Below are 24,308 nucleotides of genomic sequence, written 5' to 3' on the forward strand. Positions count from 1 at the left end.
ATTTTTCTTTCCATGCAGCCCGATCCTAAATTTTTGGCGCGGGGGTCGGCCCAAATCGCCTACATGCGCTCACGCGCAGCCATGCGCTGTCTCGTGGTCAAAGCTTTCCGACTATTTCGCTTCATAGGTTTTCGCAAGAAATCCGCGACGCTCTGATTTCGGAGTTTTTCAACACAATCGGCCTGAAGCGGGCGTTGGCGGCGCGCGTTTATTCGCCCGGAATCAAGCCCGCGAGGGCGCCGGGCGATCGCCTGACCGTCCCGCGGGCAGGCGATTTCGAGGGGTCGCGAAACCTTCATAGTCCAGAGTTAACGCTGAACCATAAATTGCCACACACTCAGGTTGCATCGCCTACCCCCGGTCAGGCGCCCGCCCGGCTTGGCGAATGATCGCCAACGTCCCCTTCCGTCCAGTATTTGCCGGTCATCCAGGCGCATGTAATGAGCTCAGCAACTCAGTTGCTTTTGCTCGCAGCCACAAGGTCCACCACCACCGGCCCGATTGCCTCGACGATCAGCGCAACACCCGCCGCATTCGGGTGCAGCCCGTCGGCCTGCATGAAGTCACGGCGCGCGGCGGCCCGGTCTTCGACCTCCAGCAGCGGGGTCAGCAGGTTGGGGTGGAACAGTGTGTCGTGCACCTCGGCCAGGTCGGAAAACAGCATATCGAACGCCGCCTTATACGCGGGGCCGTAATTCTGCGGCGCTTGGGTCCCGACCAGCAGGACCGGTCGACCGGACGGAACGACTTTCGTAAGAATTCCGTCGAGATTTCCGCGCACCTCGGCCGGGTCAATTCCGCGCAGCACGTCATTGCCACCAAGGGCAAGGATGATCGCGTCAACCTCCTCTGTCAGGGTCCAGTCGATGCGGGCCAGCCCCCCCGCGGTGGTGTCGCCCGAAACACCAGCGTTGATCAGTGTCACCTCGACCCCACGCGCGTCCAGCCAGCGTTGCAGTTGCGGCACCAGCCCATCTTCGGGCGGCAGGCCAAAGCCTTGGGTCAGGCTGTCGCCCAGTGCCGCGACAGTGACGGGTTCTGCCAAAACAGGGCTTGCCAGCAGACCTGTGGCAACGACTCCATTGAGTATCGCGCGACGCAGCCCATATCTTGCCAAGCACACGCCCCGAAAAAGGCCGCCGAACATGCCCAAGACCGATCCGATCCTGTCCCTGCGCGACGTGGACCTGTCGTTGCAGGGCAACGCCGGGCGCGTTGATATCCTGCGCGGCATCTCTCTGGATGTCGCAAAGGGTGAGACTTTGGGCCTGGTCGGGCCGTCGGGGTCGGGCAAGTCGTCGCTGCTGATGCTCATGGGGGGACTTGAGCGTGCAACCGGCGGCACCGTCAAGGTGCTGGGCCAGGATATCGGACCGCTGGGCGAGGACGCGCTGGCCCGTTTGCGGCGCGACAACATCGGCGTGGTGTTCCAGTCGTTTCATCTGATTCCGACAATGACCGCATTGGAAAACGTCGCGGTGCCGCTGGAACTGGCCGGGGTCAGCGATGCGTTCCCGCGTGCGGAGGCAGAATTGGCCAGCGTGGGTCTAGCCGCGCGGGGCGGGCATTACCCTTCCGAGCTTTCCGGCGGGGAACAACAGCGCACGGCGCTGGCGCGTGCCTCGGCCCCGCGCCCGGCTGTGTTGCTGGCCGATGAACCGACAGGAAACCTCGATTCCGCGACGGGGTCCGAGATTATGGAGCTGCTGTTTGATCTGCGTGACCGCCATGGTTCAACGCTGGCGCTGGAAGACGGGCAACTGGCGCAAGCCCGCGCGGCGGCAGAGTGAGCCGATCTGCTGATTGGCGCGTCGCCGGGCGGTTCGCTGCGCGAGAGTTGCGCGGCGGGCTGAAGACCGGCTTGCAAGGTTTCTGGGTATTCCTGATCTGCCTGATGCTGGGCGTTGCGGCGATTGCCGCCGTCGGCACCGTGCGCGACGGCATCAGCGGCGGTTTGGCGCGCGAAGGGGCCGTTCTGTTGGGCGGCGATGCCGAATTGCGCTTTACCTATCGCACCGCAACCGAGGACGAGCGCGCCTGGATGGGTTCACAGGCCGCTGCATTATCCGAGGTGATCGACTTCCGCTCACTGGTGCGCATCGATGGGGATGTGCCGGATCAGGCGCTGACGCAGGTGCTGGCGGTTGACGGGGCCTATCCGCTGACCGGTGCGCTGGAACTGGATCCGCCAATGCCGGTTGAAACGGCGCTGGGCGATGCTTCCGGGCCAGACGCTGCGCCTGGCGCGGTGATGGATCCGGTGCTGGCCGACAGGCTGGGGCTGGCCATCGGAGATCAGTTCCGTCTGGGAGAGCAGGTTTTCACGCTGGCCGCCCGCATTGCCCTGCAACCGGACGCCGCCGGGTCGGGGTTCAGCCTTGGCCCACGGACGATTGTTCGGACCGAGGCGCTGGCGGCGTCGGGCCTGATCACGCCCGGCAGCCTGTTTGAATCGCGCTATCGCATGACCTTGCCGGATGGCGCGGACCTCGCGGCGCTGGAACAGTCTGCCGAGGCGCGGTTTGCCGACAGCGGCGTGCGTTGGCGCGACCGGCGCAATGGCGCGCCGGGTCTGGCGCGCTTTGTGGATCGCCTGTCGGCGTTTCTGGTGCTGGTCGGGCTGGCGGGGCTGGCGGTGGGCGGCGTTGGGGTTTCGGCCGCGGTGCGGGCCTACCTCGACACCAAGGTGCCGGTGATTGCGACGCTGAAGACGCTGGGCGCGTCGGGTCGAACATTGTTTGCGATCTACATGATCCAGATCGGCGTACTGGCTTTGCTGGGGATTGTCGCGGGGCTGGTGCTGGGGGCTGTTCTGCCGCTTCTGGCTGCCCCGATGATCGAGGCGCGCCTGCCCGTGCCAGCCGCGTTTCGCGTGGCGCCCGGACCGCTGGCAGAAGCCGCACTTTATGGGGTGCTGACGGCCCTGATGTTCACACTCTGGCCGCTGGCGCGGGCCGAGCGTATTCGCCCGGCAGCGCTCTATCGAGTGTCGGACGGGGGCGGGAGGCCGCGTTTGCGCTGGGTTGGCGTGACGGTTCTGATCCTTTTGGCGCAGGTCGCATCGGCGGCGTGGTTATCGGGCCTGCCGCGCCTGTCGGTCTGGGCGGGCAGGCGATGCCGGTGATCCTGTCCCTTGGGCTTGGCCTGTCAGTTCTTGCCGCAGTGGGCCAGATCGACACCAATATTCGCGGTGCAATTGCACGCGATCTGCCACAAGTCGCGCCATCTTATTTTGTGATCGACATTCAACCCGACCAACTGCCGCAGATCCTCGCCCGCCTGGAAGAGGACACTGGCGTCAGCAGGATACAGACCGCGCCAATGCTGCGCGGGGTCATCACCCGGATCAATGATCGCCCGGCGGCCGAGGTTGCCGGCGATCACTGGGTTTTGCGCGGCGACCGGGGCGTCACCTATTCGGCCGCGCCACCCGACGGAACCGAGATCACCACAGGCGAGTGGTGGCCCGAGGATTACGCTGGCGCGCCACAGGTTTCCTTTGCTGCCGAAGAAGCCGGTGAAATGGGCCTTGAACTGGGGGATCGCCTGACGGTGAATATTCTGGGGCGCGACATCACCGCCACCCTGACCAGCCTGCGCGTCGTGGATTTTTCGACCGCTGGCATTGGATTCGTAATGGCAATGAACCCCGCCGCCCTTGCCGGGGCGCCCCATACCTCGATCGCGACCGTCTATGCAGAACCCCAGGCCGAGGCGGCGATTCTGCGCGATCTGTCGCGCGGCTATCCCAATGTCACGGCGATCCGGGTGCGGGACGCCATCGACCGCGTGACCGAGGTTCTGGGGACCGTCGCTGCCGCAATCACATACGGTGCATTGGCGACGCTGCTGACCGGAGTGGCGGTGCTGATCGGTGCCGCCGCCGCCGGAGAGCGTTCGCGCACCTATGAGGCGGCGATCCTCAAGACGCTGGGATTCAGCCGGGCGCGCATTCTGGCGAACTTCGCGTTACGCTCGGCCATGCTGGGGCTGGTTGCCGGGGCTGTGGCGGTTCTGGCAGGTGGCGTTGCAGGCTGGGCGGTCAGCCGGTTCGTGATGGAGGTGACGTTTCGATTCGCGCCCGGATCTGCGCTAATGATCGTTGTCGGCGGTGCGCTGGTGACAACGCTGGCGGGTCTGGCATTTGCCTGGCGCGCGCTGTCGGCCAGCCCGGCCCGGGTACTGCGCGCGGGCGAATGAGCGCTGATGGTTGCCGGGAAATTCAGCGATGCGCAGACTGTGCAACAACTTCCACGATCCATCAGTTGACACCAAAACGGCGCTGCCGTATCCGCAGCGCTCGTGGCGCGGTAGCTCAGTTGGTTAGAGCGAACGACTCATAATCGTTAGGTCGGGGGTTCAAGTCCCCCCCACGCCACCACTCCAACACCTGAACAAAGATGGCGATCCTTTGGATCGGCTAAAGCGCCGTGAAATCGCACCAATGGGTTGCACGGAACGGTCACGCCGATGGATGTGCAGGGTGCATCATGTGGCCGCCAATCCCGTATTTGTCCGATCCAGATGGGGCACTTTGGAATTCAAGCGAATCCCGGTGATGATCCGGTCCGCGCATCAGCATTCCGTCATCGAGCGTTTGATGGTGGACTTGGGTTTGCCACCCACACGGCCGGTCAAATGGCCGGGTTCGGGACGCGGGAGGCTCCCCGCAGAGGTTCTCAAGTTCCGGTTATTCAGCCGCATCCGGAATCCGCTGGCTTGACTGGACGCTTCGGTCGATCCATAAAGGCGCCGCGCAAAAGGGAAAATCGGATATGAAAAAGACCTATATCAAGCCGACGGCCAAAGTGTTCGCCAATCTGATCTCAAGCACGGCTGGTTGCATTTCAAACCCGAAGTGCTCGACCATTTAAGTCGCTGATCCAGGGCTGATCTGGCCATCAGGGATCGCATGATCCCTGGGGACGTGTAGGCCCCTCTTAGGTCAGAACGTCAGGCACAGACCTGCCCCGCCATGATTGTCGCGAATACTGCCGCGTCGGTTACGCCTTCCGATCCGATCAGCAAAACGCGGGAGTTTGCGTCAAGGTCCAGCCGTTCGGACAATCCAGGGTCCTGGCGCGCCGCGATCAGCGCGGCCAATCCGGCGATGGCGCTTTCCCCAGCCTCGATCGGCGGATCGCCTGCCAATGGCCGGGCCAGAAGCTGGACCGTCGGCGCGACCAGTTCCTCTGGTATGGTCAGGAAATCGCTTGCTTCTTCAGCCAGGATTTCCCAGGCCAAGGGCGATGGTTCACCGCAGGACAGGCCCGCCATCAGGGTTTCTTCGGCGATCGGCACTTTCGTTGCCGCGCCGGTCCGTGCGCTTTCGATCAGGCAGGCGGCAAGTTCCGGTTCGACGACGATAACGCGGGGCGATGCATCGCCCCAATACTGGCGCAAACCCGCGGCGACGGCAGCGGCCAGACCGCCGACACCACCTTGCAGAAACACATGCGTTGGCGGTGTCGCGTAGGCCTTGCAGACCTCGGTGGTCATCACGCCATATCCGGCCATCACGTCGCGCGGCGGTAGGGAATAGCCGGGCCAGGATGTATCCGAAACGACAAACCAGCCGTTTGCTTCGGCCTCGGCACGGGCCTGCGCGACCGAGGCATCATAATCGCCGTTGGTTCGAATCACCGTCGCACCCTGATCGCGGATCGCCTGGGCGCGGCCCTCGCTCACCTCGGCGTGGACGTAGATCCGGCAGGGTGATCCAAAGCGCTGACATCCCCAGGCGAGGGAGCGTCCGTGGTTGCCGTCCGTGGCCGAAACCAGCGTGATTGCCGCACAATCATCGGCGTATCGACCCGCACGGATGTCTGCCAGGGTTACGTCATGCCCCACCCGCGCCGATATCTGACGCTGCAGTACGCGCAGCGCCGCATAGGCCCCGCCCAATGCCTTGAAGCTGCCAAGCCCGAAACGCGGCCCTTCGTCTTTGTAACGCAGCTCGGACAGGTTGATCGCATTGGCGAGGTGCGCAAGCGAAACCAGCGGCGTGGGCTGATAACCCGGCCATTCGGTGATCTCATCTCGGGCGGTTTCAAAATCGCCTTCTGACAACACACGAAATGCGGCGTCGCCCGATTTGCGCGTGGCGGCGACATGGCCAATTTCGACGTCTGGAAGCAGCTTAGTCATGGTGCGGTCTTTCTGGCTGGAAGGCGGTCACGAACCAAGTCCGCCCAAAGGGCGGCCCCGACAGGCAACAAAGCGTCGTTGAAATCGTAATCCGCGGCGTGCAGCGGTTGTGCGTGCGCGCCGGACTCTCCGTTGCCAAGCAGCATAAAGCAACCCGGAACGGCGGCACAGAAATGGGCGAAGTCTTCAGAAAAGCTCATCGGCGGACGATCGGCGATGGTCTCAAGCCCGGCGGCAATTGCGGTGCGGACTACTGCGGCGGTGGGATCCGCTGCGTTGATGGTTTCGATGAATTCGGTCGCGAAGGTCATGTCTGCGGTGATGCCGTGGGTCGCCGCCACGCCATCAACGATCTGTCGCATGAAGCGCTCAACAGCCAGCCGATCTTCTGGCAGGCGCGCGCGAACATCACCTTTCAGCGTGGCATTGCCCGGCAGCACGTTGCGCTGGCCATCGGTCAGGAATTCGGTAACCGACACAACCGCCCCCGCACCCGGCGCAAGTTTGCGCGACACGATGGTCTGAAGCGCAAGGACCAGTTCCGCGCCGACTGTGATCGCATCCACACCGACCTGCGGCATCGAGGCATGGCCACCTTTGCCGGTTATCGCGATCTCGAACAGGCTTTCGCTGTTGCAGATCTGGCCGACGCGGGTGGACACCTGACCAAGCGGCGCGCCGGGGAGGTTGTGGATCGCATAAACCTCGTCAATCGGGAACCGCTCTAGCATGCCTTCGGCAATCATCGCCTGCGCGCCAAGCCCGTGTTCCTCGTTCGGCTGGAAAATGAATACCACAGTGCCGTCAAAATCGGTCGCGCCCGCAAGAAGCTCGGCCGCACCAAGCAGCATTGTCATATGCCCGTCGTGGCCACAGGCATGCATCACGCCGGGGTTTTGCGAGGCATGGTCGTGTGTGCCAACCTCGGCAATCGGAAGCGCATCCATGTCAGCGCGCAGGCCGATGGCGCGGTTGCCCTTGCCGGATCGCAGAATACCGACAACGCCGGCGCCCTCGTGAACCTCCAGCCCAAGCTGTCGCAAGTGGGCGCCGATCCGGGCCTTGGTGTGCTGTTCGGCAAACCCGAGTTCGGGGTCACGGTGAAATGCGTGCCGCAACCCGATCAGCCTTGTGTGAAAATCATCCATGTCCCGAATCCCTGCGCGCATTCTTGCAATCTAGCGATCTGAGCCGATTCTATGCGTCAATTTTCCAGGCAATGGCGATGAATTCGCGCGCAGAATCGCCCAGACCTGATGGCTGCCGGTTGCCAACTGGCGGATCATCGTGGATTGCCGACAATGGCACGGGCAGTGCATTCAGCCAGTTCGCCACGCCAGCCGGTCGTTGATTGTCGCAGATCTTGGCGCAACAAATCCGGGCAGAGGCAGGCAATCACGGATTGGGCGTCAAGAAAGATTGCATGGCCACCGACCCCGAACAGGTGCCTGTAGCTGTGCAAAGCATCTGCAAGGGAACCGCCAGCGCCTGTGCGCGCGGTTTCCGGACGCGCTGGTGCGGACCTTAATGCGCCATGAACCCCGGCAGATCGGACTGGTCAATCAGGCGGGTCGTTGTGCCGCCAAGGATATTCTGACGCAGCCGCGAACGCCCGTAGGCACCCATGACGATCAGGTCGGCTCCAACCTCTCTGGCGCGCAATATCATCGCCTCACCGATATCTTTGCCGCCGCTGGGCAGCTGTTGAACCAGAACCTTGCAGCCGTGATGGCTGAGCCAGCGGGCCACATCCGCGCCGGGGTCTTCGCCATCGGCATACTCGGTCATCACCGGGTCGAATATGGCGATTACAACCTCTTGCGCCGTGCGCAACATGGGCAAGGCGCGGTGCAGCGCGCGCGGCGGGCAGGCCGGTGTTCCAACCGACAAAGATCTTGCGCGGCGCAGCGCCACTCAGGCCTTGCGCCGAATTCAACATCACACCGACCGGCGACTTGAACAGCAGACCATAAAGGACGTTGCGAAAGATCGCTTCGTCTTCGCGCAGCCGGCTGGAAATGATGGCCCGGTCACAGACCATCGCGTGCCGCGCGACGACCTCATCGAGCATTGCGGATTCGCAGCAGGCGGTTTTGACGTCACCAGAGACGCCGTTTCGCTGCAGGATCTCACGCATTTCGATTGCTTTGGCCTCAAGCTCTTCACAGGTGGATTTCCAGGATTCCTGCCAATGCTGCGGAACCGAAAAGGCCCCGGACGGCGTGCCTGACATCGAGTAGACCGGAAACGGCGGGATTGCCGCCACAAGCAGTATCGTCAGATGTCCGTTTGATCGGCTGACGCGTTCAAGCGTCGGGCCCAGATCGTTTTCTGTGCAATCCCTGTCGATGATAATCAGGTCTGTCGCATTTTCCATTTCTTTGGTCCTTTGCGAATGTCTGTCCTGAATTTACCGGCTGCGGCTGCCCCGCGATTGAGGTGGGTCAATCAAATCTGCCCTGATTTCGATCAAGGCAGCCCGCAGCAAAGCATGCCTTTCTAAGGGTGCCGATTCCTGCCGAGGAACCGGATCAACCGGTGCACAATGTGGGGGGCCAATGCTGAGGTTTGCATGCTGGATGGCGGCAATTCTGATTGTTGCGATTGCCGGGCTTGTGGTGATGCAGGGCATTGACCTGCGTGCCGATGCAAAAGCCCGTCGAGCGCTTTTGAAGACCCAGCCGTCACAACCGGCGGTGTTTTCACCGGCGATGGTGGCGGATCTTCCCAAAGTTGCGCAACGCTATTTCCTGCACGCCATCGCGCCGGGGACCCAGCTTCGCACGGTCGCACGCATTTCAATGGTCGGGGACTTCAGCCTTGGGACGTCCCCGAATGATCCCTATTAACAAATGACCGCAGACCAGGTGCTGGCTGCGCCAACGGGGTTTGTCTGGCGTGTCGCCCTCAGGTCTGACGAGATGCGGCTTGCCGGTTCTGACGCCTATGTTGAGGGCAACAGCTGGAGCCGGTTCTGGCTGTTTGGCACCCTTCCGGTGGCGCGGGCCGGGGGCAACGTCGATCATGCACGCGCCGCCTTTGGCCGCGCCGTCGCCGAAGCCGTGTTCTGGACCCCCGCAGCCTTGCTGCCCGGTACCGGCGCAACCTGGACCGACATCGCCAAGAACCAGACGCGCGTCACCCTGACCCATGGCGATCTGGTGCAATCCGTGGATGTCACCGTCGACGAAAACGGCGCGGCGACCCAGGTTGCGTTTGATCGTTGGAGCGACGCAAATCCGGAAAAAACCTATCGACTTCAACGGTTCGGCGGATATCTGACCGAGTATCGTGACTTCCAGGGGTTTACCCTGCCGACGCGTATCGAGGCGGGAAATCATTTCGACAGCGATGCCTATTTCCCGTTCTTCCGCGCAACTGTCACAGAAATAGACTTCCCGCCACCTTCAGACTGATCTGGGGTCTTGCGGGGCATGCCCGGCAGGCACGCTCATTTTTTCAACCGATCTTTGGATTTGGCATAGAGCCTTCGGTTCAACGCGATGAACTGCGCAATTGCGCGCCCCAGAATGCCAGAGTTTTGCCCGCGCAGATAAAAGAAGCCGGACAGCGCTGCGACCGAGGCTCCGGCGGCATCAACCATGATGTCGCCCATGGTGTCGTCCAGGCCCGATTTCTGCATGTTCAGACCAAAAGACTGATCCATCAGATACTCGAAAACCTCCCACATCGCCCCGACCGTGATGGCCAGGCAGAAGGCGATGAAGGCCATCGCGCTGGGCGGCGCGGCAAAGCGGTCGCCCTCAAACAGCATGAAGACGAACAGAAAGCCGATCAGCCCGAATCCGACAGCGGATGACGCATGAAGCGCCAGATCCCACCACCAGAAGCGTTCGTAGAAATCAAAGGCTTCGCCCATGAATATCGAGGCGAAGACAAACAGCGAAGTGGCAGCAAGAAACGCAATTGGCAGACGTATGTGCAGGCGCGATGCAAGCACGGCTGGTGCCAGTGACAGAACAAAGGTCGCCAGCGCCACGAAGGCCAGCGACCAACGGCCAAGCGCCAGCGACGCCAGAAATGTCACCGCCAGCAATCCCCAGATCGCCAGCATGAGGCGGCTGTGCCCTTTCAAAGATTGCATAAGATCAGCCCGTTTGCCTTCTTAACTATCCAGTGGTGCGTTCCTATCTGGACAGTATGCCATATTTACCTGACCCGGCGCATTTGCGCGTCGCCAGCTATAATATCAGGAAAACGCGCGGATTGGACCAGCGCCGCGATCCTGCGCGGATTCTGGGTGTTATCAATCAACTGAACGCCGATGTCATTGCCCTGCAAGAAGCTGACAGGCGGCTGGGGAACAGGCCCTCGGCGCTGTGCCGGACCCTGATCCAGAGTGAGACGGATTACCGGGTCGTGAATCTGGCAACCAATGACGTCAGCCTTGGCTGGCACGGCAATGCGATTCTGGTACGCAAGGGCATTTGCGTTGCGAATATCGCGCGCATCGACCTGCCGGGTCTTGAACCGCGTGGTGCAGTACGTGTGCGGATCGAGCATTCCGGAGTGCTGGACGTTGTTGGCACGCATCTTGGGCTGACGCGCTATCACCGGCGCCATCAGCTGCGCGCCCTTGCCGACAACCTGCAAGGTTCGGGGCAGGCGATCCTGCTTGGTGATTTCAACGAATGGTCCCTGCGCAAGGGGCTGGAACCGATCCGGGACCGATTTGACGTGAAGGCCCCCGGACGCACTTATCACGCGGCTCAGCCGCTGGCGGCCCTGGATCGGATCGCGGTTAGCAAGGGCATGGACGTGCGCGCCACAGGCGTCGAGGATGGTCCGTTGGCGCGGCGGGCATCGGATCACCTGCCGATATGGGCAGATGTGACTCTGGCCCCGGACATCGCCGCTATTTCGAATAGAGCACCGGCACGGTTGCCTTGTGCAGCAGATCGCGTGTGACCGCCCCGATGACGAAATCGTAAACCCGCGAATGTCCAAATGCCCCGGATTGTGTTGAAAAACTCCGAAATCAGAGCGTCGCGGATTTCTTGCGAAAACCTATGAAGCGAAATAGTCGGAAAGCTTTGACCACGAGACAGCGCATGGCTGCGCGTGAGCGCATGTAGGCGATTTGGGCCGACCCCCGCGCCAAAAATTTAGGATCGGGCTGCATGGAAAGAAAAATCATCGTTCAGGCCCTAAAACGGAGTTTTTCAACACAATCCCCGGTCACAATCATGTCCGCGCCGGTTTCGAAGGCTTGATGCATCAGGACATCGGCAATCCCTTCTGACCCTTTGTCGCGGTGAATGATGCTGGTCTTCAGCCCGTGCCTGTCCAGCATCACGGCAAGATCGTTGGATCCATGATCCGCCAATTCGTCTTTGTCACCGCCGTTAACACATAGGACCGTGGCCGTTGCATCATCATCGGCAACTTCGATCATGTCGTGCACCGCGCGCGTTGCCTCTCGCGTCGCGCTCCAGCCGATCAGGACCGAGGATCCGACGTCTGGCCCATCGTAATCCGGCGGGACGACCAGAACCGGGCGGCCGCAGGTGCGGATCACCTCACTTTGGACATCGTAGTGGTCGAAACGTCCGGTGTCAGGATCATCGCGCGCCATGATCACCAGATCAGCAGCCCTGGCACTTTCGATGATGCGGGCCGCCGCCGAGGTGGCATTGCTGCGCAGCAGACGCCATTCGGCGACGAAATCCTCGTTTTCGGTGTGGCGAACGAAGATTTCCTTGATCGCTTCGCTTTGCGCACGTTGGCTTTCGTTGAAATGATCGTACACAGAACCGGGAATGTGCATTGCGACCCCCGGATAGACGACAAGCGCTTCGATTGCGTGCAGGCCAATTACGTGGGCATTGTGTTTGCGTGCCAGCCCTGCCGCCGCCTTGGTCAACGCGGCGGCGTGGTTCTCGGAGGTCAGACAGACCAGGATTGTCTTGAGGGGCATCGTGCTCTCCCATTTTTTTCTGAGTGCGCCACAAAGTCGGGCGCAGTTGCGTTTCATCCAGAAGTATCAAAGGCCGGAACCGCCACTTTGATCGGCGTCAATTGCGGTCCAGCCCGCAGATGCCTCAGTCGTCGTTCTGGGCCATCGCACGCAGTGTTTCGGGCTTCAGGATGATGACCGTGTGAATGTTCTCCAGCGCGATAATCCGGGATTTGCGCAGTTGGGTCAGCGTTCTGCTGATGGTTTCGGTGGTCAATCCAAGGAAATCAGCGATGTCTGAGCGGCTCATCGGAAGGTCGACCTGGGTATAGTTGCCCATGGGCGCGCCCACGCGGTCAGCCAGAACCGACAGGAAGGAAGACACTTTTTCAGTGGCAGATTTGCGGCCCAGCATCATGAAATGATCCTGCATGTTGCTGATCTCGCGCAGGGCGGCCTGCAACAATGTGCGGTGCAATTCGGGATCGCCTTCGCCGGTTTCCAGCATGTCGCGACGATACGGGATGACCGTGGCAGGGGTCAGCGCGTTGCAATCGGTGTGATGCTGACCGCAGGCGGGGAAGCCGACGATGTCGCCGGGGTATCCGAACGCGATGACCTGCCGGCGCCCATCTTCCATCACGCGCGTCAGACGCAGGACACCGCTGACAACCTGGTAAATCCGGGTTGCGTCGTCGCCTTCGTGAAACAGGTATGCGCCAGCCTTGATCGCGCGCGATTGTGTCGGTGCGATCGGATCAGCATTGGGCAGGGGCAGGTTCTGTTCGACGTGGTCGCTGGGAATGGTGACATACATGGCAGCCTCCGATCTTGTTCGAAAGCAACATGGGGGGTGCGTGTCGCAGGCATACGCACGCCAAGGTATCAATTTGTATCAGATTGCATCACGCCGGTACGGTTGCTACATCTGTGCAAGGGTTATTTTACCGTTCGTCGCCGCATTTTTCGGGCCTTAAAGCGTTTCGGCTTGAACCTGAATCGCGAGGGATTCCCTTGAGACCTGATCTGTGATTCATCCTGTTTGGGAGGATGGATCATGTCAGCACCTTTGCCATCTGCGCTTCGGATACGGTTTCAGAGATACATTGAAGAAGGGTTGAGCGGGCGCGCGGCGGCGTTGCGGTTGAAGCTGTCGCCTGCCACAGGCGCGCGGTGGGCGCGTCAGGTGAGGATGAAGGGTCATGCGGAACCTGCCCGGCAGGGACCGCCGCGCGGCAAGGGAAAGCTGGCTCCGCATCGGGAATTCTTTGAGGAGTTGATCGCACAAGACCCTGACATCACGCTCTTTGAGTTGCGTAATGCGCTGGCCGATGCAGAGGGTGTGCGGGTGCATCACTCCTCCATCGCCAACCTTCTGTCCCGGCTCGGCTTCACGTACAAAAAAAGTCGCTGGTCGCCACCGAGCGCCGCCGCGCCAAGGTAAGGCAGCAACGGGCCGACTGGTTCAGATACCGCTCGCCAGCCATTGCGACCTTTCCTGAGCGCGTTGTCTTTATTGACGAAACCGCAGTGAAGACAAACCTCACGCGCCTACGCGGCAGAGCCAAGCGCGGTAAGCGCCTGACGATGGATGCGCCCTTCGGAAGCTGGGGAACCCAAACCTTGATCGCGGGCCTGACCCAAGGCGCGCTGATCGCACCTTGGGTCATCAAGGGAGCGATAGATGGCCCCGCCTTCGCGGCCTACATCCGCGAAGTGCTGGTCCCCGAGATCAACCCCGGCACTGTCGTCATTCTCGACAACCTGGCAACCCACCGGAATAAGGAGGCGACGCAGGCTTTACGCAATCACGGCTGCTGGTTCCTTTACCTGCCACCGTACTCGCCCGACCTGAATCCCATCGAGCAGGCCTTCTCTAAACTGAAAGCCCATTTGCGACGGATCGGGGCCAGGTCCTTTACCCAGGTCTTCGAAGCAATCGGAGCAATCTGCGATCTCTACGACCCAGTAGAATGCTGGAACTACTTTAAGGCCGCCGGATATGTCTCAGGTTAATGTCGAAACGCTTTAGGCCAGATGGAAAACGCCCGTATTCTTGTCGTTGACGACGATGAGAAGGTACGAACGCTTTTGCGCCGCTGCCTTGAAAGCGATGGGTATGAAGTTGTTGAGGCATCGGATGCCGAAGCGGCATTTGCAGCCATTGATTAACAAGCACCGAACCTGATTACGCTGGACATCACCCTGGGTGAGACTGATGGCCTGGAAGTGGCGCGCGTCGTCCGGCGCACCTCGGACGTTCCGATCATCATGGTCAGTGGGAAAAACGATGTGATCGACAGGGTCGTCGGGCTTGAGATCGGTGCCGACGACTATATCACCAAGCCATTTCATGTCCGCGAGGTTCTGGCCCGCGTGCACACGGTTCTGCGCCGTGCCGAGGCGCGCGGCGCGGACAAAGCCGCCCCGGCTGGTGATGATACCGAGCGCTATGAATTCGACGGGATGGTCGCGCTTCCCGATCAGTTCGAGCTGCGGGATCGTGATGGGCAGCAGGCCGAGTTGACCAGCGGTGAATTTCGTCTGCTGACGCTGTTCCTCAGCCGGCCAAAAAGGGTCACATCGCGCGAAATGCTGATGGATCTGCTGGGTGGCCCGGCCTGGTCACCGCTGGACCGCACCATCGACAACCAGGTGGCACGTTTGCGCAAGAAGATCGAACGTGACCCTGCCCACCCGAAATTGATCAAGACGGTTCGCGGCGTCGGCTATGTGCTGGCCTGTGATGTGCGCCGCTTCCGCGACTAGCCGCCTGACAGGATGCGATGCAGCATCTGTGCAAGATCAAACTGGCGATAGGGTTTGCGCAGCAACTCGAACTGGCTTGCCTTGCGGGCTTCTGGCTGGGCGATCTCTTCCGCATAGCCTGACGTCAGCAAGACTTTCGTGGCGGGCAATCTGCTACGCACCAGCAGCGCCAGATCGAGACCGGTCAGCGACCCCGGCATGACAAGATCGGTGAAGACCAGTGCGATGCCGGGGGTCGTTTCCAGAATGCTCAGCGCTGCATCGCCGGTTTCGGCCTCGATCGTTCGATAGCCGAGGGCGTGCATCCTTTCGACTGACAGGCGGCGCACACGGGCGTTATCTTCGACCACCAGAACCAGTTGCCCATCGCCCCTCGGCAGGTCCGGTTTTGCAAGATCTGACCGCGCCCCGGCAGAGGGGTCAGACCCATGTGCCGGGAAGTAGAGCGAGAAGGTCGTGCCCTGACCAAGCTCGCTGTAGATCGTGATATGTCCGCCTGACTGGCGCACAAAGCCATAGATCATGGACAGGCCAAGCCCTGTGCCCTTGCCAATCGCCTTTGTGGTAAAAAACGGTTCGAACGCGCGTTGCTGTGCCTCGGGCGTCATCCCCTCGCCGGTATCGCTGATCGACAGGCGCACATATGTCCCCGGTTCAACATCGGTTTCTTGTGCGACATACCGGTCGTCGATTTCCATCAAGGCTGTTTCGAACACCAGTTTACCACCTTCAGGCATCGCGTCTTTGGCATTGATCGCCATGTTGACGATGGCCGATTGCAACTGGGTCGGATCAACCTCGACCAGTGCGAGGTTCTGACTGAACCGGGTTTGGATATCATAGGTCGCGCCAAGGGTGCGGCGCAGGATGGCAAGTGACTTCTGGCACAAATCGTTCAGGTTCAGCGGTTCAGGTTTCAGAATGCTCTTGCGGGCAAACACCATCAATTGCGAGGTCAGATCGGCCCCAAGTTCGGCCGCTTCAAGCGCATCGGTCAGCAGAGCGGCGTCGGAAGTATCGCCCAGGCGCATCTCCAGCAGTTCCAGGTTGCCGATCACAACCGTCAGCAGGTTGTTGAAATCATGGGCGATGCCCCCGGTCATCTGTCCGATGGCGTCCAGGCGTTGAGAGCGTGCCAAAGCCTCTTCCGTGGTTTTGCGATAGCTCAGATCATGCAGGATTGCGAAGAACAGCAACTCCCCATCGACCACAGCCCGTCCAACCGACAGATGCAGGGGAAACACAGTGCCATCCCTGCGCAGCCCTTCAACCTCGCGCCCTATGTCGATGATCTTCTTTTCGCCGGTTTCGATGTGACTGGCGATAAAGTCGTCATGCTGATCCGCCATCGGGCCCGGCATTAATGCCCGGACGTTGAGCGTCGTCAGTTCGGCAAGGTCATAGCCAAACAAGCCGACGGCGGCGGTATTTGCCTGCGTGATCATGCCGGTTTTGTCAGAGACGATGATCGCATCAACCGCGGCGTCGAATATCGCGCTGAGCAAATTGGAATCTGGCGAACGTTCGGTCATGGGCAGTCCGGGATTGCGGCGGTGCTCCTACTGGTCGCTATCAAATCGCGAATCCTCTGTCACGAATTGATCCTGATCAGGTCACAGCCGGGTTGAGTATCGTAAAAAACCGGATCGAAAGACCGGAGGCGCACAATGAAACCGATCATTACCTGGGCCATTCTGGCCAATTCGACCCAGGCCCATGTTGTTGAGAATTCCGGGCCGGGGCGTGGGTTTGCGGCGATACCGGGCCGCACGTTCCGTGCCGCCGATCCGATGTCCTATTCCGACCAGCCCGGCGTGACCCATTCCCCAGCCGGTTCGGCCCGGTCGGCAATGGACAAGAACAGCCCGAAACGCTTGGCCGAGTCCCTTTTTGCGCGCCAGTTGGCAGAGGCGCTGGAACGCGATCATGCCAAAGGCCGGTTCGCGCGGCTGATTCTGGTCGCCGCGCCCCACATGCTGGGAGAATTGCGTGCAGCGATGCCGCAGGCACTGGTCGACCTCATCGCCGGCGAAGTCGACAAGGACCTGACGCAAGTGCCCGTCAGAGAGCTGCCTGAGCGGCTGGGGCATGTTTTCGTCGCGTAGCGATGGTCGGCTGTGGATCAGCCTGCGACAGGTTGAATATCGGCGCCGCTAGACGCGCCGCGACCTCGTCGGGGAACGTCCGGGCGCCGTGGTTGCCTCTGCCGGGTGCGGGCGCAACTCTTCCCGCTGCGCGGTGTGTATTGTTTACGCATATCGACTGAGCGGTCCGGGGCCGGGCTGTTATCGAACTACTGCAGGACAGCAAATGGCGCATGCTGCACCCGGAAGACGGGCATTTTGGCAATTGATCAGGATCAAGGCGCAACCGCTGCAAGGAAGCAGTGTTTGCCCCGTAGTTTGACAAAGAAAGCTGCGGTGATGATGCGTAACAATTGGAGCCGCCATTTCGCGCACGTACCGGGGTTACCGGCGTCAGTCGCGGCGCAATTGGACCAGCTGGCCGGGCAGTTGTTTGTCCGCCAGGGGTCGCAATTTCATCCGTTTGCATCTGGTCGCGAGGCGTTGTTGTTTCTGACTTCAGGGTGCATTCGGGTCCATGACGACGACAAGCCCGGCCCGCATATCCGATACGTCCGGGCGGACCCGGATGTTGGTAAGACAATCGTCAATGCCTGCCTGATCGCCCGGACCTGCGCGCGATCACGCCTGATCGCTCAGACGGATGTGCAAGCGGTCACACCGGGCGGTAAGAAGCGCTGAACGGATTGATTGCGGCGAACGGTACGGTGCGCGCCAATCAATTCCCGCCCCATTGATCTGGATCAATTCGCACTGATTCAGCTGTGCCAATCAATCCATGTGAACAGGTCAGGCAACCCGCAAATTCGGGTTTGCCACAATACGGAGGTGTGCCCATGGCAATCGCCCTTAAGCTCATTGTGTTGGGTATGATTACCCTTTGGGCGGCCATATCGGCCAATTTCGCGCGTGATCTTGCGTTTCAGGTTCATGCAATCCTGATCATGCTGGTCGCGGGGGGCGTTTTTCTATGGACGCTGCGCAACTATGATCCGGATGAAACCCCTGTTGCGGCCACCGGTTACGCCGATGGCGTGATCCGCGCCGGCGTGATCATTGCCTTCCAACTGGCGTTTCCGGCACTCAACTTCGACTGGGCACAGCCCTTCGCGAACTTCGGGCGGCTGCGGCCGATCCATACCTCGGCCGTGATTTTCGCGTTCGGGGGCAACGCGTTGATTTGCACGTCATTCTATATTGTCCAGCGCACCTGTGCTGCACGCCTATGGGGCGGCAATCTGCATTGGTTCGTGTTCTGGGGCTATCAACTGTTCATCGTTCTGGCGGCCAGCGGCTATCTGCTGGGGGCGACGCAATCAAAGGAATACGCCGAGCCTGAGTGGTACGTCGACATCTGGCTGACCATCATCTGGGTCGCTTATCTTGTCGTCTTCCTTGGGACGATCGTGAAACGGCGCGAACCGCATATCTATGTCGCCAACTGGTTCTTCCTAAGCTTCATCGTCACCGTCGCCATGCTGCATCTGGTCAACAACATGGCCGTGCCGGTGTCGATTTTCGGGTCCAAATCCGTGCAGTTGTTCGCGGGCGTTCAGGACGCCATGACCCAGTGGTGGTACGGCCACAACGCGGTCGGGTTTTTCCTGACCGCCGGGTTCCTTGGGATGATGTACTACTTCGTCCCGAAACAGGCCGAGCGTCCGGTGTTCAGCTATAAACTGTCCATCATCCACTTCTGGGCGTTGATTTTCCTTTATATCTGGGCCGGTCCGCACCACCTGCACTATACGGCGCTGCCTGACTGGGCCTCGACCCTGGGCATGGTGTTTTCGATCATCCTGTGGATGCCGTCGTGGGGTGGGATGATCAACGGTCTGATGACCCTGCAAGGCGCGTGGGACAAGCTGAGGACCGATCCGATCATCCGCATGATGGTGGTCAGCCTGGCGTTTTACGGGATGAGCACTTTTGAAGGCCCGATGATGTCGATCCGGGCTGTCAACAGCCTCAGCCACTACACCGACTGGACGATTGGTCACGTGCATTCCGGGGCTTTGGGCTGGAACGGGATGATCACGTTCAGCGCGCTCTATTTCCTGACGCCGCGGCTTTGGGGGCGGGCGCAGATGCATTCGATGTCCGCAATCAACTGGCACTTCTGGTTGGCGATGATCGGCATCGTCCTTTACGCGGCCTCGATGTGGGTGACCGGCATCATGGAAGGGCTGATGTGGCGCGAAGTCGATGATCAGGGCTTCCTGGTCAACAGCTTCGCCGACACGGTCGCTGCGAAATTCCCGATGTACGTGGTGCGCGGGTTGGGCGGGCTGCTGTTCCTGTCAGGCGGGCTGATCATGGTCTGGAACATGTGGATGACGATCCGGGGGCCGCGTACGTCTGTTGCTGCGGTTCCGGCGGAATAGGGGGCGCGGGACATGGCATTTCTGGACAAACACAAACGGCTTGAACGCAATGCGATGCTGCTTCTGGTCTTCTCGTTCATCGTGGTGACCATCGGCGGCGCGGTGCAGATCGCCCCGCTGTTTTACCTCGAAAACACCATCGAAAAGGTGGACGGCGTGCGCCCCTACAGCCCGCTGGAACTGACGGGGCGCGAGATCTACGTGCGTGAGGGGTGTTATACCTGCCATAGCCAAATGATCCGCCCGATGCGCGACGAGGTTGAGCGCTATGGCCATTACTCGCTGGCAGCGGAATCGATGTACGATCATCCGTTCCAATGGGGGTCAAAGCGCACCGGGCCGGATCTTGCGCGGGTTGGCGGGCGGTATTCGGACGGCTGGCATCTGGATCACCTGGTTGATCCGCAATCGGTCGTGCCCGAAAGCATCATGCCGAAATACGCGTTTTTGGCCAACACGTTGCTAGAGCCGGATCACATCGGTGATCTGCTGAACGCGCATCGCATGGTCGGAGTTCCTTACAGTGACGAGATGATTGCGCAGGCTGCTGCGGATTTCATCAATCAGGCGGACCCCGACAGCGACTATGACGCGCTGCTTGAACGCTATCCCGGTGCACAGGTGCGGAATTTCGACGGCGCGCCGGGCGTGTCGGAAATGGATGCGATGATCGCTTATCTGCAAATGCTGGGGACGCTGGTCGATTTCTCGACCTTCGTGCCCGACGCCAGCCGCTGACGGAGGCCTGACCATGGACACTTATTCTTTCCTGCGCGAACTGGCCGACAGCTGGGTTCTGCTTGCGTTGACGCTGTTCTTTCTGGGCGTGGTCTTGTGGGCGTTCCGCCCCGGAAGTCGCGCCCAGCACCGTGACACCGCGAACATCCCGTTTCGCAACGAAGATGCGCCCGATCAGTCGGAGGTGTCGAGATGAGCGAAGATCGCGACGACGTCACCGGCACCGACACCACCGGCCACGAATGGGATGGCATCAAAGAGCTGAACAACCCGCTTCCACGTTGGTGGCTTTGGACCTTCTATGCCACGATTGTCTGGGGCATCGGATACGTGATCGCCTATCCGGCGTGGCCGCTGGTCAATGGCGCGACCGCCGGGTTGCTTGGCTATTCAACCCGCGCCGAAGTCGCCGCCGATATTGCCGCAGTTGATGCGCAGAACGCGGGGCTGGAGGCGCAACTGACCGCGATCGACCTCGGCGCGATTGCGGCCGACGACCCCCTGCACCGGTATGCCGTTGCTGGCGGCGCAGCGGTGTTCCGCACCAATTGTTCGCAATGCCACGGATCCGGGGCGGCGGGGGCCAAGGGGTATCCGAACCTGCTGGACGATGACTGGCTGTGGGGTGGCTCACTAGAGGATATTGCGCTGACGGTGCGCCATGGCGTGCGTTCGGACGACGATGATGACAGCCGATATTCGGAAATGCCTGCGTTTGGCGACCTGCTGGAAGCGGAGGAGATCACAGCCGTGGTGCAGCATGTCCTGAACATCTCGGGGCAGGATCACGACGCTGGGCTGGCCGCGATGGGTGAAGCGGTTTTTGCCGACCATTGTGCCTCGTGCCATGGCGAACAGGGTGAAGGGATGCGCGATCTTGGCGCGCCAAAGCTCAGCGATGCGATCTGGCTTTTTGGCGGCGATGCCGAGGCGATTACGGAGATTGTCACCAACAGCCGTTTCGGTGTCATGCCGCCCTGGGGCACGCGCCTGTCCGAGGCGGATGTGAAGGCCGTGACCACCTATGTTCATCAGCTTGGCGGCGGCGAATGAAACACCCATCCGGGCACCCGCTGCCCGGTGTGGTGCAAGGCAGGGGCCTGTTCGCAACACCTCTGCTGCGTTGCACCGCGGGAGGGGGCCTCACCTCCAAGAGGCCCCCTCTTTGATCTGGATCAAGAACGCCGGACCAGACACGCCATAACCTGACCCTTGCGAACAGGTCATTTTTGGAGGCAGACGCATGCCCGCGTCAGATCAGCCCCTATACGCTCCGCAGGAGCCGATATTCCCGCGCCGTGTCAGCGGCCCATTCCGCCGTTTGAAATGGTGGATCTTGGGGGTGACGCTGGCGATCTATTATCTGACGCCCTGGATCCGCTGGGATCGCGGCCCGAACCTGCCTGATCAGGCGGTTCTGGTCGATCTGGCGAACCGCCGTTTCTATTTCTTCTGGATCGAGATCTGGCCGCACGAATTCTATTTCGTCGCCGGGTTGCTGATCATGGCGGGTCTGGGGCTGTTTCTGTTCACCAGCGCGCTGGGCCGGGTCTGGTGCGGATATGCCTGCCCGCAGACCGTCTGGACCGATCTGTTCATCCTGGTTGAGCGTTGGATCGAGGGCGACCGCAACGCCCGCGTACGGTTGTGGAAAGCCAAATGGGACGCGAAGAAATGGCGGCTTCGGGTGAGCAAATGGCTTGTCTGGCTGGCGATTGCCGTGGCGACGGGCGGGGCCTGGGTGTTCTATTTCACCGATGCGCCAACGCTGGCGCGCGATCTTGTCCAATTCACCGCGCACCCGATTGCCTACGCCACCATCGCCGTGCTGACCGCGACGACCTTCGTGTTTGGCGGCTTCATGCGCGAACAGGTCTGCATCTATATGTGCCCCTGGCCGCGCATTCAGGCCGCGATGATGGATGACGATACGCTGACCGTTGCCTATCGCGACTGGCGCGGCGAACCCCGTGGCAAGAAACATGACAACACCACCGGCGACTGCATCGACTGCATGGCCTGCGTGAACGTCTGCCCCATGGGCATCGACATCCGCGACGGACAACAGATGGAGTGCATTACCTGCGCGCTGTGCATCGACGCCTGTGACGACGTGATGGACAGGATCGGCAAGCCGCGCGGTCTAATCGACTACCTCGCGTTGAGTGACGAGCCGCTGGAACGCGGTGGCGCGGCTCCGCGTCCGATCTGGCAACATGTACTGCGGTTGCGTACGATGATCTATACCGGCCTTTGGGCGGCGGTCGGCGTGGGGCTGCTGTTTGCGCTGTTCATCCGCCCTGAGATCGAGATGACCGTCGCCGCCGTGCGCAATCCGACCTTCGTCGTGCTCTCCGATGGCTCTGTCCGGAATGTTTACGACATCCGGCTGCGCAACAAGCAGGGCACCGCGCAGAGTTTCGACTTGTCCCTAAGCGATGCGGGTTTGATCCAGCTGAGCGTTGAGGGCGCCGAGGCGACCCGGCTGACGGTTCCGGCGGATCAGACACTGGCCGCACGCGTCTATCTGACGGCCCCGGCAAGCAGCGCGGCGGCGCGCGCGGATCGCAGCGACGTGCGCCTGTGGGTCGAAAACGCCGATACCGGCGAACGTGCGTATCAGGACAACACATTCAACGGACGCGGAGGCTGAGCCAGATGGAACAGGAAATCACCGGGCGTATGGTCCTGATCTGGATGATCGTGGCGTTCAGCGTCATTATCGGCGTCAACCTGTTCATGGCATTCCAGGCTGTAGGGACGTTTCCCGGGCTGGAGACCGGAAACGCCTACGTCGCCAGCCAACAGTTTCAGGACGCCCGCGACGCGCAGGAGGCGCTGGGCTGGACCACCTCGGTCAACTATGCGCGCGGTGTCCTGCGCCTTGACATCACCGGGCCGGAGGGCCCGGTCGAGCCTGCCGAGTTAGAGGCGATTCTGGGTCGGGCGACGCATGTCGGTGCAGATATCTTGCCCCGGTTCACTTTCGACGGGCGCGGCTTTGCCGCACCGGTCGAGGTTGCGCCGGGGTACTGGAACCTGCGGCTGAGCGCGATGGCAGATGACGGCACGGGCTTTCGCCAGCGCTTGGAATTTCTGGTGCGACAGGACGATTGACGATGCTGGACGCAACGCCCACTCCAACGGATTCAATCACCCTGTCTTTGCCGGGCATCCATTGTGCCGGATGCATTGCCAAGGTGGAACGCGGCTTGGCGCAGGTGAAAGGCGTGCGCGCGGCGCGGGTCAACCTGGGACGCAGGCGGGCGACGATCGAGGCTGCGGCCGGGCTTGCAAGTGAACCGCTGATCGGCGCGCTGGAAGATCTTGGTTTTGAAGCGCATGAGATGGATTCTGCGGCCCTCGCCGTGGGTCAATCCGACAGCATCGGCAAGGCGCTGCTGCTGCGCATCGCGGTTGCGGGTTTCGCACTGATGAACGTGATGATGTTCTCGTTCGCGGTATGGTTCGGGGCGGGTGACATCACCCGCGACGTGTTTCACTGGTTGTCCGCCGCGATTGCGATCCCGGCTGCGACCTATGCGGCACAACCCTTTTTCAGCAAGGCTGTACAGGCGTTGCGTGTCGGGCGCCTGAACATGGATGTTCCGATCTCAGTCGCCATCGTGCTGGCGCTGGGCATGTCCACATACGAAGTCGCCAGCGGCGGTGCCGCTGCCTATTTCGATGCCGCCCTGTCGCTGACATTCTTCCTGCTGTGCGGGCGCTATCTGGAACACCGGATGCGGCACGAGGCGCGATCGGCCGCGCAGGAACTGAATGCGCTGGAAGTCCCGACCACCATGCAATTGACCCGCGAAGGCCCGGTTTCCGTGGCAGTGGCAGATCTGCGCGTCGGGGACATCGTGCAGGTTGCGGCGGGCGGGCGCATCCCCGTCGATGGCATTCAGATCAGTCCCGACGGGACGATAGACCGGTCGTTCATCACCGGCGAAAGCCTGCCTTTGTCGACAGCAGAAGGTGACGAGCTGATTGCAGGTGACGTATCGCTATCCGGGCCCATAACGCTTAGGGCAACGCAAGTCGGCGACGACACGACGCTGCGCCGTCTTGCAGCCCTGGTCGAGGTGGCCGAGGGTGCGCGCAATCGTTTCACCGCCATCGCCGATCGCGCCGCAACAGTCTATGCGCCCGCCGTTCACATTCTGGCGCTGGCGGCATTTGTCGGCTGGCTGACCCTCGATGGTGATATCCGCCACGCATTGAATGTTGCCGTGGCTGTGCTTATCATCACGTGCCCCTGCGCGC

The 24,308-nt window shown here is 61.2% G+C and carries 22 protein-coding genes, 1 tRNA gene and 3 pseudogenes (1 of these 26 cut by a window edge); 17 read left to right on the forward strand and 9 right to left on the reverse strand.

Translation table 11 applies throughout. The features are described 5' to 3' along the window. Nucleotides 1-59: 59 nt before the first annotated feature. Together GKR99_03330 and GKR99_03335 are read right to left on the reverse strand one after the other, a co-directional pair. Nucleotides 60-299: a hypothetical protein gene (locus GKR99_03330; GenBank protein ID NKB26638.1), complete on the reverse strand. Its 240-nt coding sequence runs from the start codon at nucleotides 297-299 to the stop codon at nucleotides 60-62. Nucleotides 300-454: 155 nt separating this feature from the next. Beyond that, nucleotides 455-1,147 (reverse strand): arylesterase, encoded by a 693-nt coding sequence (locus tag GKR99_03335; GenBank protein ID NKB26639.1) that lies wholly within the window; start codon nucleotides 1,145-1,147, stop codon nucleotides 455-457. Here GKR99_03335 and GKR99_03340 point away from each other — a divergent pair. The 3 genes and pseudogenes from GKR99_03340 (at nucleotide 1,146) to GKR99_03350 (ending at nucleotide 4,381) form a co-directional block, all read left to right on the forward strand. Further along, nucleotides 1,146-1,790 (forward strand): ATP-binding cassette domain-containing protein, encoded by a 645-nt coding sequence (locus GKR99_03340; protein ID NKB26640.1) that lies wholly within the window; start codon nucleotides 1,146-1,148, stop codon nucleotides 1,788-1,790. The genes GKR99_03335 and GKR99_03340 overlap by 2 nt on opposite strands. A gap of 104 nt (nucleotides 1,791-1,894) precedes the next feature. After that, a pseudogene (locus GKR99_03345) lies at nucleotides 1,895-4,200 on the forward strand (FtsX-like permease family protein). Nucleotides 4,201-4,304: 104 nt separating this feature from the next. Beyond that, nucleotides 4,305-4,381: transfer RNA gene (locus GKR99_03350), tRNA-Met, on the forward strand. A gap of 572 nt (nucleotides 4,382-4,953) precedes the next feature. On the opposite strand, the gene GKR99_03355 is transcribed toward GKR99_03350, so the two are convergent. The 3 genes from GKR99_03355 to GKR99_03365 form a co-directional block, all read right to left on the reverse strand. After that, on the reverse strand, nucleotides 4,954-6,147 hold the full coding sequence (locus tag GKR99_03355) for a diaminopropionate ammonia-lyase (protein NKB26641.1): 1,194 nt from the start codon (nucleotides 6,145-6,147) through the stop codon (nucleotides 4,954-4,956). Continuing rightward, on the reverse strand, nucleotides 6,144-7,295 hold the full coding sequence (locus GKR99_03360; GenBank protein NKB26642.1) for an amidohydrolase: 1,152 nt from the start codon (nucleotides 7,293-7,295) through the stop codon (nucleotides 6,144-6,146). Before GKR99_03360 ends, GKR99_03355 begins: the two co-directional genes overlap by 4 nt. A gap of 376 nt (nucleotides 7,296-7,671) precedes the next feature. Next, on the reverse strand, nucleotides 7,672-7,983 hold the full coding sequence (locus GKR99_03365) for a hypothetical protein (GenBank protein NKB26643.1): 312 nt from the start codon (nucleotides 7,981-7,983) through the stop codon (nucleotides 7,672-7,674). Here GKR99_03365 and GKR99_03370 point away from each other — a divergent pair. Further along, nucleotides 7,982-8,377: a hypothetical protein gene (locus tag GKR99_03370; protein NKB26644.1), complete on the forward strand. Its 396-nt coding sequence runs from the start codon at nucleotides 7,982-7,984 to the stop codon at nucleotides 8,375-8,377. The genes GKR99_03365 and GKR99_03370 overlap by 2 nt on opposite strands. Before the next feature lie 349 nt (nucleotides 8,378-8,726). Continuing rightward, a pseudogene (locus GKR99_03375) lies at nucleotides 8,727-9,563 on the forward strand (hypothetical protein). Nucleotides 9,564-9,598: 35 nt separating this feature from the next. On the opposite strand, the gene GKR99_03380 reads toward GKR99_03375, so the two are convergent. Continuing rightward, on the reverse strand, nucleotides 9,599-10,252 hold the full coding sequence (locus GKR99_03380; protein NKB26645.1) for a hypothetical protein: 654 nt from the start codon (nucleotides 10,250-10,252) through the stop codon (nucleotides 9,599-9,601). Between the two features lie 56 nt (nucleotides 10,253-10,308). On the opposite strand from GKR99_03380, the gene GKR99_03385 reads away from it, so the two are divergent. Next, a complete protein-coding gene (locus GKR99_03385) occupies nucleotides 10,309-11,076 on the forward strand; it encodes a metal-dependent hydrolase (protein NKB26646.1) in 768 nt (255 codons plus the stop codon). A gap of 232 nt (nucleotides 11,077-11,308) precedes the next feature. On the opposite strand, the gene GKR99_03390 is transcribed toward GKR99_03385, so the two are convergent. Both GKR99_03390 and GKR99_03395 read right to left on the reverse strand, forming a co-directional pair. Continuing rightward, entirely contained in the window at nucleotides 11,309-12,142 is an 834-nt protein-coding gene (locus tag GKR99_03390; GenBank protein NKB26647.1) for a hypothetical protein, read from the reverse strand. A gap of 67 nt (nucleotides 12,143-12,209) precedes the next feature. After that, on the reverse strand, nucleotides 12,210-12,881 hold the full coding sequence (locus tag GKR99_03395) for a helix-turn-helix domain-containing protein (protein ID NKB26648.1): 672 nt from the start codon (nucleotides 12,879-12,881) through the stop codon (nucleotides 12,210-12,212). A 240-nt stretch (nucleotides 12,882-13,121) separates the two neighbouring features. On the opposite strand from GKR99_03395, the gene GKR99_03400 reads away from it, so the two are divergent. Then, nucleotides 13,122-14,080, forward strand: a protein-coding gene (locus tag GKR99_03400) for an IS630 family transposase (protein ID NKB26649.1) whose coding sequence is annotated in 2 segments (ribosomal slippage) — nucleotides 13,122-13,463 and nucleotides 13,466-14,080 — 957 coding nt in all. Because the reading frame shifts where the segments join, the coding sequence is not laid out codon by codon here. Between the two features lie 21 nt (nucleotides 14,081-14,101). Continuing rightward, a pseudogene (locus GKR99_03405) lies at nucleotides 14,102-14,833 on the forward strand (response regulator). Here the strand turns inward: GKR99_03405 and GKR99_03410 are convergent. Next, nucleotides 14,830-16,365, reverse strand: a complete 1,536-nt coding sequence (locus GKR99_03410; GenBank protein NKB26650.1) for a PAS domain S-box protein — start codon at nucleotides 16,363-16,365, stop codon at nucleotides 14,830-14,832. The pseudogene GKR99_03405 and the gene GKR99_03410 sit on opposite strands and share 4 nt — an antisense overlap. Before the next feature lie 135 nt (nucleotides 16,366-16,500). Between GKR99_03410 and GKR99_03415 the strand changes: the two genes are divergently transcribed. The 9 genes from GKR99_03415 to GKR99_03455 form a co-directional block, all read left to right on the forward strand. After that, complete coding sequence (locus GKR99_03415; GenBank protein ID NKB26651.1) at nucleotides 16,501-16,938, forward strand: hypothetical protein; 438 nt, start codon at nucleotides 16,501-16,503, stop codon at nucleotides 16,936-16,938. A 318-nt stretch (nucleotides 16,939-17,256) separates the two neighbouring features. Further along, nucleotides 17,257-17,598, forward strand: a complete 342-nt coding sequence (locus GKR99_03420) for a hypothetical protein (protein NKB26652.1) — start codon at nucleotides 17,257-17,259, stop codon at nucleotides 17,596-17,598. 155 nt (nucleotides 17,599-17,753) lie between these two features. Further along, nucleotides 17,754-19,301, forward strand: a complete 1,548-nt coding sequence (ccoN, locus tag GKR99_03425) for a cytochrome-c oxidase, cbb3-type subunit I (GenBank protein NKB26653.1) — start codon at nucleotides 17,754-17,756, stop codon at nucleotides 19,299-19,301. A 12-nt stretch (nucleotides 19,302-19,313) separates the two neighbouring features. Beyond that, entirely contained in the window at nucleotides 19,314-20,039 is a 726-nt protein-coding gene (gene ccoO / locus GKR99_03430) for a cytochrome-c oxidase, cbb3-type subunit II (GenBank protein NKB26654.1), read from the forward strand. Between the two features lie 13 nt (nucleotides 20,040-20,052). Continuing rightward, nucleotides 20,053-20,235 (forward strand): CcoQ/FixQ family Cbb3-type cytochrome c oxidase assembly chaperone, encoded by a 183-nt coding sequence (locus GKR99_03435; GenBank protein NKB26655.1) that lies wholly within the window; start codon nucleotides 20,053-20,055, stop codon nucleotides 20,233-20,235. Then, nucleotides 20,232-21,092 carry a cytochrome-c oxidase, cbb3-type subunit III gene (ccoP, locus tag GKR99_03440; protein ID NKB26656.1) on the forward strand — a complete coding sequence of 287 codons (861 nt, stop codon included), beginning with the start codon at nucleotides 20,232-20,234 and terminating at the stop codon, nucleotides 21,090-21,092. The genes GKR99_03435 and ccoP overlap by 4 nt, the downstream gene beginning before the upstream one ends. A 190-nt stretch (nucleotides 21,093-21,282) precedes the next feature. Further along, nucleotides 21,283-22,692, forward strand: coding sequence for a cytochrome c oxidase accessory protein CcoG (gene ccoG / locus GKR99_03445; GenBank protein ID NKB26657.1), 1,410 nt, complete (start codon nucleotides 21,283-21,285; stop codon nucleotides 22,690-22,692). Between the two features lie 5 nt (nucleotides 22,693-22,697). Beyond that, nucleotides 22,698-23,156 (forward strand): nitrogen fixation protein FixH, encoded by a 459-nt coding sequence (locus GKR99_03450; protein NKB26658.1) that lies wholly within the window; start codon nucleotides 22,698-22,700, stop codon nucleotides 23,154-23,156. A gap of 2 nt (nucleotides 23,157-23,158) precedes the next feature. Further along, nucleotides 23,159-24,308 carry the 5' portion of a heavy metal translocating P-type ATPase gene (locus tag GKR99_03455; GenBank protein NKB26659.1) on the forward strand. It continues 941 nt past the right edge of the window, so 1,150 of the gene's 2,091 nt are visible here — the first part of the coding sequence; the start codon lies at nucleotides 23,159-23,161; the stop codon falls past the right edge of the window.

The organism is Paracoccaceae bacterium (genome assembly GCA_012103375.1).
Lineage (GTDB): Bacteria > Pseudomonadota > Alphaproteobacteria > Rhodobacterales > Rhodobacteraceae > WLWX01.